Origin of the sequence: Variovorax sp. OV084 (assembly GCF_900111625.1) — a bacterium.
GTDB lineage: Bacteria > Pseudomonadota > Gammaproteobacteria > Burkholderiales > Burkholderiaceae_C > Variovorax.
On the sequence record NZ_FOII01000008.1, the window covers coordinates 213,063 to 226,208 of the forward strand.

Genomic DNA, 13,146 nt, shown 5'->3' on the forward strand with positions numbered 1-13,146 from the left:
TTTTTCTATTTCTGCAGCGCCTTCGCCCGCGCCACTCCGTAGCGCTGCAGCGTCTTCTCGCGCGCCTCGGCATGGTCCACCACCGGCTTCGGGTACGTCTCGCCGAGCTTGATGCCCGCCGCCTCCAGCTCTACCGGCGACGCCATCCACGGCGCATGGATCGCCGCATTCGACAGCCCCGCCAGCTGCGGCAGGTAGCGGCGGATGAACTTGCCCTCGGGGTCGAAGCGCTCGCTCTGCGTCACCGGGTTGAAGATGCGGAAGTAGGGCTGAGCGTCGCAGCCGCTCGAACTGGCCCACTGCCAGCCGCCGTTGTTCGAGGCCAGCTCGAAGTCGTTCAGGTGCAGCGCGAAGTAGGCCTCGCCGCGCCGCCAGTCCAGCCCCAGGTCTTTGCACAGGAAGCTCGCCACCACCATGCGCAGGCGGTTGTGCATGTAGCCGCTCTGGTTGATCTGCAGCATGGCCGCGTCCACCAGCGGGTAGCCGGTGCGGCCCTGGCACCAGGCGTCGAACAGCTGGTCGGCGTGCTTGCCGTGGTGCCAGGTGATCTTGTCGTACTCGGGCCGGAAGCTCTTCGACTCGCCGCCCCGGTGCACGTGCGGAAAGTGAACCAGGATCTGGAAGTAGAACTCGCGCCAGATCAGCTCGCTCAGCCAGGTCGTCGCCCCGGCGTTGCCCTGCAGCGAGAGCTGGTGCGCCAGGCTGGCCATCTGCCGGATCGACACCGTGCCGAAACGCAGGTGCACGCCCATGTAGCTGGGCCCCCGCACCGCCGGAAAGTCGCGCGCCTCGTGGTAGCGGTCGATGCGCTCGAAGAAATCCTCGAACAGCAGGCCCGCGCCGCGCGTGCCCGTGGGAATTTCCAGCGCCGAGAGGTTGCTCTTCTCGAAGCCGATCTCCCGCAGCGTCGGCACCGGCTCCCCGTAGGCCTGTGGCGAGGGCGCCAGCGCGTCGGCGTGGCTGCGCACCGGGTACGACTTGAGGAAGAACGCATCGACCTTCGCCAGCCAGGCCCGCTTGTAGGGCGTGAACACCGTGTAAGGCTGGTCGGTCTTGGTCATGACCTCGTCGCGGTCGAAGACGGTGGAGTCTTTGTAGGTGTGGAAGGCCACGCCGGCATTGGCCAGCGCGCCGAACACCTTGGCGTCGCGCTCCAGCGCGTCGGGTTCGTCGTCGCGGTTGGCAAATACCGCCTGCACGCCGAGCTCGCGCGCCAGCGCCGGAATTTCCTGCACCGCCGCGGCATGCCGCACGATCAGCCCGCCGCCCAGCGCGCGCAGCTCGGCCTCGAGCTCCACCAGCGATTCGCGGATGAATTCGACCCGGCGGTCGACCGTGGGCAGGGTGTCGAGGATGGCCTTGTCGAACACGAAAACGCAGACCACCTGGCGGCAGGCCCGCAGCGCGCGATACAGGGCTGCGTTGTCGTCCACCCGGAGGTCCCGACGGAACCACATGAGCCCTTTGGGATAGGTCTTGTCAACGGCCAGTAAAATCGGAGGCATATGGCCGCCGATTCTGCCCCGATGAACCTTACGCATCACTTTTTGATAGCGATGCCCGGGATGGAAGACAAAACTTTCAACCGCAGCGTCGTGTACCTCTGCGAACACAGCGAGCGCGGTGCGCTCGGCCTGGTAATCAACAAACCCAGCGACATCAACCTGAGGGTGCTGTTCGAGAAGATCGAGCTCCACCTGGCGCGCCCCGAGCTGGGCGAAGCTCCCGTCTTCCAGGGCGGCCCGGTGCAGACCGAACGCGGCTTCGTGCTGCACGAGCCGGTCTTCACCCAGGCCGAGAAGCCCGAGGAATCGGTCTACGCCTCGACCATGACCATCCCCGGCGGGCTCGAAATGACCACCTCCAAGGACGTGCTGGAGGCCCTGGCCACCGGCGCGGGCCCGCGCAAGGTGCTGGTTTCGCTGGGCTATGCGGCCTGGGGCGAAGGCCAGCTCGAATCGGAACTGGCCGAGAACAGCTGGCTCACCGTGGGCGCTGATCCGGCCGTGATCTTCGACACCCCGATCGAGCAGCGCTACGACAGGGCGTTGCTGCTGCTGGGCCTCGAAGCGTGGAAATTGTCGCCAGACGCCGGACACGCATGAGCGCAGCCGCCATGCCAGACGCTCCCGCTCCTACTGCTTCTTCTTCCGTTCCCGCTGCTGCCGTTCCCGTCCCAGCCCATTTCCAGACCTTCCTGGCCTTCGATTTCGGCCTGAAGCGCACGGGCGTGGCCAGCGGCAACCGGCTGCTGCAGACGGCCACCCCGCAGCCCACCATCAAGGCCGAGGGCGACGCCCGCTTCGCGCAGGTCGAGGCGCGCATCAAGGAATGGCAGCCCGACGCGCTGGTGATCGGCGTGCCCTACCACCCCGACGGCGCCCCGCACGAGAACACCCGCCGCGCGCAGAAGTTCGCGCGCCAGCTGCGCGGCCGTTTCAACCTCCAGGTGTTCGAGGTCGACGAGCGCTACAGCACCACCGAGGCGCTGGCCTCCGGCGCGCGCGATGCCGATGCTGCCTCGGCCTGCATCATCCTGGAGCAATTCTTGAGGAGTCTCACGTGAGTTCAATTCCCGATGCCGAAGCGCTCTACACCAAGCTGCTTGCCGGCGTTAAGACGCTGATGCGCCCTGAAACCAGGCTGGTCGGCATCACCTCCGGCGGCGCCTGGCTGGTCGAGCGCCTGCAGAAAGACCTGGGCCTGAGCGGCGCCCCCGGCGTCATCTCGTCGGCCATGCACCGCGATGACTTCGCGCGCCGCGGCCTCTCGGCCAGCGCGCAGACCGTGCTGCCCTTCGACGTGAACGGCACCGACGTGCTGCTGCTCGACGACGTGCTCTACACCGGCCGCACAATCCGCGCGGTGCTCAACGAGCTGTTCGACTTCGGTCGCCCCGCGAGCGTGCGCCTCGCGGTGCTGGTGGACCGGGGCGGACGCGAACTGCCCGTGGCCGCCGACTTCGCCGCCACCACGCTCACGCTGCCGAACACCCAACTGCTTGCCCTGGCCCGCGCCGCAGACGGCGCCTTCAGCCTCAAGGTGGAGGAAAGCAAGTAATGCTCTACAAGCGAAATCCGCAGCTCAACAAGAACGGCGAGTTGATCCACCTGCTGTCGATCGAAGGCCTGCCCAAGGACATCGTCACGCACATCCTCGACACCGCCGCCAACTTCACGAGCGTGAGCGACCGCGAGGTGAAGAAGGTGCCTCTGCTGCGCGGCAAGAGCGTGTTCAACCTGTTCTTCGAGAACAGCACCCGCACCCGCACCACCTTCGAGATCGCGGCCAAGCGCCTCTCGGCCGACGTCATCAACCTCGACATCGCGCGCTCCTCGGCCACCAAGGGCGAATCGCTGCTCGACACCATCGCCAACCTGAGCGCGATGGCCGCCGACCTGTTCGTGGTGCGCCACAGCGAGTCGGGCGCGCCGTACCTGATCGCGCAGCACGTGGCGCCGCACGTGCACGTGGTGAACGCCGGCGACGGCCGCCACGCGCACCCGACGCAGGGGTTGCTCGACATGTACACGATCCGCCACTACAAGAAAGACTTCTCGAACCTCACGGTCGCCATCGTCGGCGACGTGCTGCACTCGCGCGTGGCGCGCTCCGACATCCATGCGCTCACCACGCTGGGCTGCGCCGAAGTGCGCGTGGTGGGCCCGAAGACGCTGGTGCCGAGCGACATGGCCGGCATGGGCGTGCGCGTGTGCCACACGCTCGAAGAGGGCATCAAGGACTGCGACGTCGTCATCATGCTGCGCCTGCAGAACGAGCGCATGAGCGGCGCGCTGCTGCCGTCGTCGCAGGAGTTCTTCAAGACCTTCGGCCTCACGCCCGAGAAGCTGCAGCTCGCCAAGCCGGACGCCATTGTGATGCACCCGGGCCCGATCAACCGCGGCGTGGAGATCGACTCCGCCGTGGTCGACGGCAAGCAGAGCGTGATCCTCCCGCAGGTCACTTTCGGCATTGCGGTTCGCATGGCCGTCATGAGCATCGTGGCAGGTAACGAAGCATGAACACACTGATCACCAACGGCCGCGTCGTCGACCCTGCATCGGGCATCGACAAGAAGGCCGACATCGCCATCGCCGACGGCAAGATCGCCGGCATCGGCAGCATCCCCGCCGGTTTCAAGGCCGAGCGCACCATCGATGCCGCGGGCTGCATCGTCGCCCCTGGCCTCGTCGACCTTGCCGCGCGCCTGCGCGAGCCCGGCTACGAACACGAAGGCATGCTCGAAAGCGAAATGGCCGCGGCCATTGCGGGCGGCGTCACCAGTCTCGTGTGCCCGCCCGACACCGACCCCGTGCTCGACGAACCCGGCCTGGTCGAGATGCTCAAGTTCCGCGCCGAGAAGCTGCAGTGCGCTCGCCTGTTTCCGCTCGGCGCGCTCACGCGCAACCTCGCCGGCGGCGTGCTGACCGAGATGGCCGAGCTCACCGAGGCCGGCTGCATCGGCTTCAGCCAGGCCGACGTGCCGCTGGCCGACACGCAAGTGCTGCAGCGCGCGCTGTCGTACGCCAGCACCTTCGGCTACACCGTGTGGCTGCGTCCGCAGGACCGCGACCTCGGCAAGGGCGTTGCGGCCAGCGGCCCGCTCGCCACGCGGCTCGGCCTCGCGGGCGTGCCCGTGTCGGCCGAGACGATCGCCATCTTCACCATCCTCGAGCTGATGAAGGCCACCGGCGCACGCGTGCACCTGTGCCGCATCTCCAGCGCCCGCGGCGTGGCGCTGGTGCGCGAAGCCAAGGCGCAGGGCCTGCCGCTCACCTGCGACGTCAGCATCAACTCGCTGCACCTGGTCGACACCGACATCGGCTACTTCGACAGCCGTGCACGCCTGAACCCGCCGCTGCGCCAGCAAGGCGACCGCGAGGCGCTTTCTGCCGCGCTGGCCGACGGCACCATCGACGCGCTGGTGTCCGACCACACGCCGGTCGAGGCCGACGCCAAGACGCTGCCCTTCGCCGAAAGCGAAGCTGGCGCGACCGGGCTCGAGCTGCTGCTGCCGCTCGCGCTGCAATGGGGCGAGCGCAGCGGCGCGGGTGTGGCACGCGCCATCGAGGTCATCACCTCTGCACCAGCGCGCCTGCTGGCCGCTGAAGACGCGGGCACCGGCATCGGCCGCCTGGTGGAAGGCGGCGTGGCCGACCTGTGCATTGCCGACCCCGGGCTCGAATGGCAGGTGCTGCCCGATGCGCTCAAGAGCCAGGGCAAGCACACGCCGTTCGCCGGCTATCCGATGCAGGGCCGCGCACGGCACACGCTGGTGGCGGGCCGGGTCGTGCACGGCTGACAGACAGAAAGAACGACGCCCCGATGGTTCATTCGTTGAAAGCCTGCTGGCGCCTGCTGCACGCGGTGGGGCATGCGCTGGTCGGCTGGTGGACGATTCGCTTCACCTTTCCCAGCCTCGAGCAGGCAGAGCGCAATGCGCGCGTGCAGGCATGGTCGAGGCGCATGCTCGAGATCATGGGCATCACGCTGAAGGTGCAGGGCACGCCGCCGCCCGAGGGGCCGGTGCTGCTCATTTGCAATCACCTCTCGTGGCTCGACATCACCTGCCTCCATGCGGCACGCCATGTGCGCTTCGTGTCGAAGTCGGACGTCAAGAACTGGCCGCTGATCGGCACGCTTTCCAACGGCTCCGGCACGCTCTACATCGAGCGCGAACGCCGCCGCGACGCACTGCGCGTGGTGCACCACATGACCGAGGCGCTGCGCAACGGCGACCTGATCGGCGTGTTCCCCGAAGGCACGACCAGCGACGGCCGCGGCCTGCTGCCGTTCCACGCCAACCTGCTGCAGGCGGCCATTTCTTCCGGCGCGCCGGTGCTGCCCGCCGCGCTGCGCTTTGCCGATGCCGCCACCGGCGAGACCAGCCAGGCCCCGCGCTACATCGACGACGACAGCCTCGCCGCCTCGCTGTGGAATACGCTGCGCGCGCCGCCGCTGCTGGCCATCGTGCGCTTCGGCGAGCCGCAGGACCCGCACGGCCGCGAGCGCCGCGCCTGGGCGCAGTCGCTGCATGAAGACGTGCAGCAGTTGCGCCGCGAAACACACTGAAGTCAAAAAAAAGCGCTCCTCGAGGGAGCGCTTAACGACGCAGGAATGCGCCGTGAGGAGGAACCGGGAGACCTTCGGCAAATGCTGCCTGCCGAAGACCTTCAAGCCTCCACTTTGACCGTGTGCGCGGCCTGTGCCTGCGGGATAAGGCAGGCCGGGCGCGTGGGTGCTTGCCTACAGTCAGCCCAGCAGGCCGTGCAGGATGTTGGTGACCGGGCTCACGACGTGGTTCACCGTCTGCTCGACCTGGCTGGTGATCGGCGCCACCACTTCGGCCAGGCCCGAGCCGACGGCGTGGCCCGCGCCTTCGACCACGCTGGCCACCGTGTCGACCACCGGCGCCACGACACCCATGGCCCCTGCCAGGATGTCCGTTGCCGGAGCCGCGGCGTGGGAGACCGTGCTGCCCACGGTCTCGACTGCCGGAGCGACTGCGTCGCCCGCCGGCTGCAGGACGTTGGCCACGGCGCCGTCGCCGCCCAGCGCGCCGAGCAGACTGCCGACGAGACCGTCCGCGCCCAGCAGACCGCCGACCAGGCCGTCGCTGCCCAGGAGGTTGCCCACGATGCCGTCCTCGCCGAGAACACCACCGAGCAGGCCGCCACCGCTGCCACTGCCGCTGCCGCCACCGAGCAGGCCGCCGTCGCCGCCGAGCACGCCGCCCAGCAGGCCGTCGTCACCCAGGACGCCACCGAGCAGGCCGCCGTCGCCGCCGAGTACGCCGCCCAGCAAGCCGTCGTCACCCAGGACGCCACCGAGCAGGCCGCCGTCGCCGCCGAGCACGCCACCCAGCAGACCGTCGTCGCCCAGGACACCACCGAGCAGGCCGCCGTCACCGCCGAGTACGCCGCCCAGCAGACCGCCTTCGCCCAGCACGCCACCGAGGAGACCACCATCACCGCCGAGCAGACCGCCCAACAGACCACCGTCACCCAGTACGCCACCGAGCAAGCCGCCGTCACCGCCCAGCAGGCTGCCGAGCGGGCCTTCGGCTCCGAGAAGGCCGTCGTCGGCCAGAACGCCACCCAGCAGCCCATCGTCACCGAGAAGGCCGCCCAGCAGGCCGTTATCGCCCAGCACGCCGCTGAGCAGGCCGCCATCTCCCCCGAGCAAACCGGCCAGGGGTGTCTCGCTCAGCAGGTCGCCGACCACGCCGTCGGGTCCGAGCAGGCTGTCGACCAGCCCGCCTTCGCCAAGCAGGCCGCCGGTGAGGCCTTCGCTGCCCAGCAAGCCGGCGAGCGAGCCGTCGCCGCCGAGCACGCCGCCCAACGGGCCATCGTCGCCGAGGAGGCCGTCAACACCGCCGAGCACGCCGCCAAGCAAGCCACCGTCACCGCCAAGCAGGCCACCCAGCAGACCGTCGTCACCCAGCACGCCACCAAGCAAGCCACCGTCACCGCCGAGCAGACCACCCAGCAGACCGTCGTCACCCAGCACGCCGCCAAGCAGGCCGCCGTCGCCGCCGAGCAAACCGCCCAACAGGCCGTCGTCGCCCAGCACGCCACCGAGCAAGCCACCGTCACCGCCAAGCAGACCGCCCAGCAGGCCGTTATCACCCAGGACGCCACCGAGCAGCCCGCCGTCACCGCCGAGCAGGCCGCCAAGGAGCCCGTCATCGCCAAGCAGTTGCCCGAGCAGACCGTCTTCGCCGAGCACGTTGCCCAGCAGGCTGCCGTCGCCCAGCAGGCCTTCGAGCACCTGCCCGACCACGCCGTCGGTGCCGACCAGTTCGTCCACGAGGCCGTCGATGCCAAGGCCGGTGGTCACGCCGCCGAGCAGGCCTTCGCTGCCGAGCACGTTTTCGAGGATGTTGCTCAACGCATCGGTCAGGTAGTCGACCTGGCCGATCAGCGACCCGACGAGCGCGTCAGTCAAGCCGTCGCCCAGCAGCCCGTCCACCACGGGGGTGAGCACGCCGCCGATGTTGACGGCCAGGTTGTCGACGGTGTTGTCCAGCGGATCGAACGCGTTCGGATCGTCGGGCCTGAACTCGTTGCCCGCGATCGGCGAGAGCACGTCGTCCAGCAGATCCGTGAGGCCGTCGGCCGCGGGCATCAGCGATGCCAATGTGCCGGATGAACTGGCGGCGACGCTTCTGGCCGCGGCGGCGCTGCCACCTCCGAGGCCGAGGACGTTGTCCAGGGAGCCGAGCAGATGGCCGGCGAGGCTGTCGCCTGGATCGAGCAAGTGGTCGGCGTCAGCGTCCGCATCGGCGTCTGCGTCTGCGTCTGCGTCTGCGTCTGCATCCGCGTCGGCATCTGCATCTGCATCGGCGTCGGCGTCGGCGTCGGCGTCTGCGTCTGCGTCTGCGTCTGCGTCGGCATCACCGTCCGCATCCGAGTCGGCATCTGCATCCGCATCTGCGTCGGCATCGCTGTCGCCAACGCCCGGAACGAAGAAAGGAACCGCGCCGCCGTCGCTGCCGCCGCCACCGCTCAGCGCGGCGCCGAGCGCGACAGCACCCAGTGCGCCGAGCGCGAATTCACCCAGCCCGATGCCGCTGCCGGCAGCGGTCTTCTTGCTCACCGCAAGCGCTGCGGCTTCCGCGTCGCTGTCGGGCGAAGTCACTTCCAGGTCGCCCGAGGCCACGTCCACATTCACTTGCTCGAGGCCGCTGGCCAGCTTGGTCGTGCTGATGGTGGCGTCGGTGCCGCCCGTGAAGACGCCGGACAGCGGCGCCTTGTTGGTGGCCGATCCGGGAAAGAGAACGTTGGCGTGGCCGTCCTGCGGAACGATCACGCGGTCGCCGGCCATCAGCGCCTGGCTGCCGTCGACGGGAATCGAGACGCCGTCGCGCATGAGGACCGTGCCGGGCGTGGCGTTCGACAGTGATCCGATGCCGGCCGGCGCCGCGGGCTGAACTGCGGCGGCGGTAGTGCCCATGGGGGCAATCGGCTTCACTGTCGCCTGGGCGATGACCACCGGCGCAGCACCGTTGTCGGCGCCTCCGGCGATCGAAGAAATCGATGCATTGGCATCCGTCATGGCAGTCTCCTCGGTGGTGGGACTTACTGACGGGGCAACTTGCGTGCCGCATTCTCGCGATGCCTCGAGCGCGCAGGCGCCGAATGTGCAAGCTATTGATTCATATGAATTTTTTGCCGAATCGGTGCCGCGATGGAGATCGGCGAAAGCCCTTGGCTGAGCGCTCTTCGGCGCTTGTTACGTAGCGTTGTTACGCGCTGGGGTCGTAACGAGTGCTCGCGCAACGGCAGTCGCCGAAGGCTTCGGCAACGGGTATCTGAACAGGGGGCTTGCTGGTGCTTCGACAGGAATCGCAGGTATGTCAAAAATCCGTATGGATATTGGATTCTTTGGGCTGGAAGAAAAAAGATACCGCCATAAGTACCGATAAATTTCAATGCATGGCTTGGATGCATCGTGCATGAGGACGCTTCGAGCCGATTTTGTCGACGCTGCGGTCGACGGGCCTTCCGAGATCAAGCTGAGCGGTACTGATCTTCGGCGTTCATTTCGAACCGCCGATCTGCGTCAGGAACGCGCGTGTCGCATCAAGCGTGGGCAGAAACTTGATCATGCCGCAGCCACGAGCAGATCGCGGCTGGGTTTTTCAAGAGGCGCAATACGCTGGTACCTGATTCTCCTTCCGACCCGGCCCGAAGCGGCTGGCTAGCGAGGGGGCGGTGGGATCCAGCCCCAGCCACCAGGCATAGTCCCTTGCAAATCGACAGGTTAGCAAGGGGCACATAGAAAGCGGCCTCCCCAAAGAGGCCGCTTTTTATGTTCTTCTGGCAACTTTTCTGGCAATCGCCAGCGGAAACATTGCCAGAGACTGCGCAGCACAGGGCGTCGAACAGGTCAGCGATGCGGTTGATTGCGAGCGAATGAGAAACTTCGCGAGCGACGGCCACAGGCCCGCGCGAGCCCCGTTCAAACGCGCATTTGCAGGGCTTTGTCGCGCAGGCGCATGATGGTCTGACTGCTCGTGTCGAACCTCCTTTGCCACCGCAGCCACGGAGAGGCCCTTTGAGAGCCTTTCGAGGGCGGTGTGGTGTTGATGGGTCAGAGATCGGCGGAATCCAACAGGGCGTGGTTTATTGAGCGCTTACCGACGTGCATGTGCGATCTCGACGATCTTGTTGCTGAGCTCTTGCGTCATGGCATCGGCCTCGGGTGGGTTGCGGTAGCTGTCGCGGGAGAGCCCCACAAGCCTGCAGGCGCGTCGTTCGCTCAGATCGCATTCCCCGATCATGATGGCGACGGCCGCGCGTTTGGCTTGCGGGGCTATCGCTTTACCCCGAAGGCCGTGTTCAGCGCGTGGATGTCCAGGTGCGCTTCGGCCAGCAGCTTCTTGAGTTTGTTGTTCTCGGCTTCGAGCTCACGCAGGCGCCTGGCATCGGGCACGTCCATCCCGCCGTATTTGGCGCACCATTTGTAGAAGGTCGCATCGCTGAAGCCGCCCTTGCGGCACAGATCTTTGATCGGCAAGCCGGACTCGGCTTGCTTGATGAAACCGATGATCTGCTCCTCGGTGTATCTGCTCTTTCTCATGTCCGTCATTCTCCAAGTTGACGGACTTCACTGCCATTACGCTGGTACGGCTAGAAGGGGGCAGGTCAGCCGAGGCCTGAATGATCCGCTGAGGGTGGTTGCGCGGAATGGATATCGGACATGCAAGTCGCAGCGCACCGTAACAATCAATATCAGCCGACGCTGAAGCTCAACCCGTTGTCGAGCCTATTCTCTGGGTACACCAGTTCGAAGCCAACGGACACATCGGCCTTCTCCGCCTCGCGCACTGGATAGAGCAGGATGACGCCGCGTTGCGTATCGAGCAGCGCCGTGGTCGCAGCATTCGGGCTGGTAAGTTCAACTTCCCGTGGACTCTGGCCGGCAAGATAGCCCGCTACTACCCGGTGTGCTGGTTCGCCGATCACCTGGAAGCCGCGTCCCTCGATACGTGCGCGCTCCTTGACGGCAAGCTTTGCAGCTCCCTGCACGGCAAGGGGGCGGCCGAAGGACTTTATGCGTTGCGGGGCGAAGACAAGCCAGCTGACGATGCCATGTGCCTGTTGCTGTAGAAACTCAATCTGCAGTGTGATATCGGCCGGGCGTTGGGGATACTCGTATTCGCTTTCCAGCCAACGGTAGGCTTCCAGAAAGTCGATCAGGGCGTTATTCGGAATCTCGGCAAGCCAAGCATCAGCACGAATTGTTTTGCCGTTGTTGCATGCTCCCCCTAGTTCCTGGCGATCCAGAATAGTTCCGGCGCCAAGCAGCGTGGAGAGCGAGTGTTGATTCGCCTTGACGCCTGCGGGCTTAGAGCAAAGCTGGGTTGGCATTGAGCGCTGCCCGCCGAAGTTCTTGGACACAAGTCGGGCGTGATGCATTTTGTTGGCCGCCGTGGGCGGCAAATTGCCCGTTACGGAGACCAGCGGGGGGATATCGCGCGGCGTGATCCGCTTCTGACCGGGCATGCGCGCATAGCGCTTGATCTCTGCCCGAAAACGCTCCTCCAGACGGCATACCTCCTTGAAGTCAGCCACCAGATCCGTCTGACCTCTCTTGCCTTCCTTCACACCAAGATAAACGCGCACCAGATCCTGATGACCCGCCCGGAAACCGAACCATCGACCCATCTGCATAAGCGTATCGGATGTATTGGTTACTCTGCGGTAGTAGCTCACAGTCAGCCCTTCCACTGTGTAGCCGCGTGACAGCTTGTTGCCACCAATCATTACCTTCCATACGGCGGTTTCGCTGAAATCAGGAGCGGCAGCATTGTCGCTGTTAACTACTATGTGGATGTTCCTGCCTCGCTCGACGCGCTCGATCGTGGCCGAAAGGAAATCCTTAAGCTCCTTGAAGTCGTTTGGTACAAGCTCCTTGGCCTGTGCCTTGATCACTCGGGCATAGTCTTCTTCCCACAACGTTCGCAATTCGCCCAGCCCTTTGGCAGAGGAAAACGCGCAATGTGTCCATAGGGCATCCACACGATGAGCGAGAACGGCATGCTTGCCCTTTGAGTGGGATGTGTGAATCAGCATGGTGTGGTGCCGGATCCCTCTCGCTGGATACCGTGCAGGATCCTTTGAGTGCCGGAAGAGCTTTACAGCTCCTGCCAGGACATAACTGCGCAGCGCCTTTTTCAGATCTTCATCATCGGCGTCAGCAGGGCTCTCTACCCGTCGGATATGCGCGATTTCCGGCAGTGAGAAGTCTTCATGATCGAGATCGCTGTATACGGACTCGGGATCGAAGAAATCCGAGACACCCATGTATCCACTCGGCCGGTCGAGCGACACGATGAAGTCCTTCGGAAAAATGTTGTCGTCATCGGGATCGACTAGCGCGTTTGCATAGGGAGTCGCGGTGTATCCAACATACTGGGCGCGCGGAAGAAGCCCCAGCAAGTCAACGATGCGCTGGTTGGTAGGAGTCCGGCGGGTTGTGACGCCGGCATTCGCAGCGATCACATTGATGCCCGCCTGGTCAGACTCGTCATCGATGATCAGCGCGGGAATATCTGAAAGTCGCGCCTGGAGTTTTTTGAGGTCACCTACGAGATTTGTGAGAACGAGGCTGTTTTTTTTCACCACGAGCAGCTTCACTGGCATCGCGTGCAGGTTGTCCGGGTGGTAGATTGGCTGGGTCTTGACGGGGCGATCAAATTCGAGGCTATCGATCGCGGCCTTGAGCCGTTTGAAATCGATGTTCGGTCGGGTAAGCCGCTGCCAGCCGTAGTGGCCCTGTTCCACTGGCATGAAACCATGCTCGAGAAACTCGTCCCAATCCGGAGGCGGGTTCTCCATATAGGTTTCGTCGTTCGCAAGCATTTCCTTGCCTATCAGCTCCTTGTCGAACCGTCGCTGGGTTTGGTTGCGCAAGATATTCCAGGTACCAGCCAGGACGATGATGAGCCTATAGCCCGCATCTGCAGCGCGTGCCACGACACCGGTGAAATTGGCGGTCTTGCCGCTCTGAACATACCCCATCACGAGGCCGCGTGAAGAGTAGGTGTTGGCGCCGGCCGTAATTTGACCCACCAATGAAGGTTGTGCCGCTTTCGATTTGACCCGGGTGTTCAGCCTACCCTGCTGTTTTTTTAAGCGG

The 13,146-nt window shown here is 65.3% G+C and carries 9 protein-coding genes and 1 pseudogene; 6 read left to right on the plus strand and 4 right to left on the minus strand.

Annotated elements, in window-relative coordinates; genetic code table 11:
• Positions 1 to 5: 5 nt before the first annotated feature.
• Positions 6 to 1,505, minus strand: a complete 1,500-nt coding sequence (locus BMW87_RS21285; RefSeq protein WP_093078483.1) for a cryptochrome/photolyase family protein — start codon at positions 1,503 to 1,505, stop codon at positions 6 to 8.
• On the opposite strand from BMW87_RS21285, the gene BMW87_RS21290 reads away from it, so the two are divergent.
• The 6 genes from BMW87_RS21290 to BMW87_RS21315 are packed head-to-tail and all read left to right on the plus strand — an operon-like array spanning position 1,506 to position 6,072.
• Complete coding sequence (locus tag BMW87_RS21290) at positions 1,506 to 2,105, plus strand: YqgE/AlgH family protein (RefSeq protein WP_093056627.1); 600 nt, start codon at positions 1,506 to 1,508, stop codon at positions 2,103 to 2,105. It abuts the gene before it with no gap.
• An 11-nt stretch (positions 2,106 to 2,116) separates the two neighbouring features.
• On the plus strand, positions 2,117 to 2,566 hold the full coding sequence (gene ruvX / locus BMW87_RS21295; protein ID WP_093056775.1) for a Holliday junction resolvase RuvX: 450 nt from the start codon (positions 2,117 to 2,119) through the stop codon (positions 2,564 to 2,566).
• Positions 2,563 to 3,060 carry a bifunctional pyr operon transcriptional regulator/uracil phosphoribosyltransferase PyrR gene (gene pyrR / locus BMW87_RS21300; RefSeq protein WP_093056626.1) on the plus strand — a complete coding sequence of 166 codons (498 nt, stop codon included), beginning with the start codon at positions 2,563 to 2,565 and terminating at the stop codon, positions 3,058 to 3,060. Before ruvX ends, pyrR begins: the two co-directional genes overlap by 4 nt.
• Entirely contained in the window at positions 3,060 to 4,022 is a 963-nt protein-coding gene (locus BMW87_RS21305; protein WP_093056625.1) for an aspartate carbamoyltransferase catalytic subunit, read from the plus strand. Before pyrR ends, BMW87_RS21305 begins: the two co-directional genes overlap by 1 nt.
• Complete coding sequence (locus BMW87_RS21310) at positions 4,019 to 5,302, plus strand: dihydroorotase (RefSeq protein WP_093078485.1); 1,284 nt, start codon at positions 4,019 to 4,021, stop codon at positions 5,300 to 5,302. Before BMW87_RS21305 ends, BMW87_RS21310 begins: the two co-directional genes overlap by 4 nt.
• A 23-nt stretch (positions 5,303 to 5,325) precedes the next feature.
• The gene (locus BMW87_RS21315) at positions 5,326 to 6,072 is read left to right on the plus strand and encodes a lysophospholipid acyltransferase family protein (RefSeq protein ID WP_093078486.1); all 747 of its coding nucleotides are present in this window, start codon (positions 5,326 to 5,328) and stop codon (positions 6,070 to 6,072) included.
• 180 nt (positions 6,073 to 6,252) lie between these two features.
• Here the strand turns inward: BMW87_RS21315 and BMW87_RS21320 are convergent, their stop codons facing one another.
• The 3 genes and pseudogenes from BMW87_RS21320 to BMW87_RS21330 form a co-directional block, all read right to left on the minus strand.
• Positions 6,253 to 9,057: a hypothetical protein gene (locus tag BMW87_RS21320; RefSeq protein WP_093078488.1), complete on the minus strand. Its 2,805-nt coding sequence runs from the start codon at positions 9,055 to 9,057 to the stop codon at positions 6,253 to 6,255.
• A gap of 1,168 nt (positions 9,058 to 10,225) precedes the next feature.
• Positions 10,226 to 10,584: pseudogene (locus tag BMW87_RS21325) on the minus strand (transposase); the annotation flags it as partial.
• 152 nt (positions 10,585 to 10,736) lie between these two features.
• Positions 10,737 to 13,146 (minus strand): Z1 domain-containing protein (locus BMW87_RS21330; protein WP_143062605.1); only part of this gene is annotated, 2,410 nt, incomplete at its 5' end.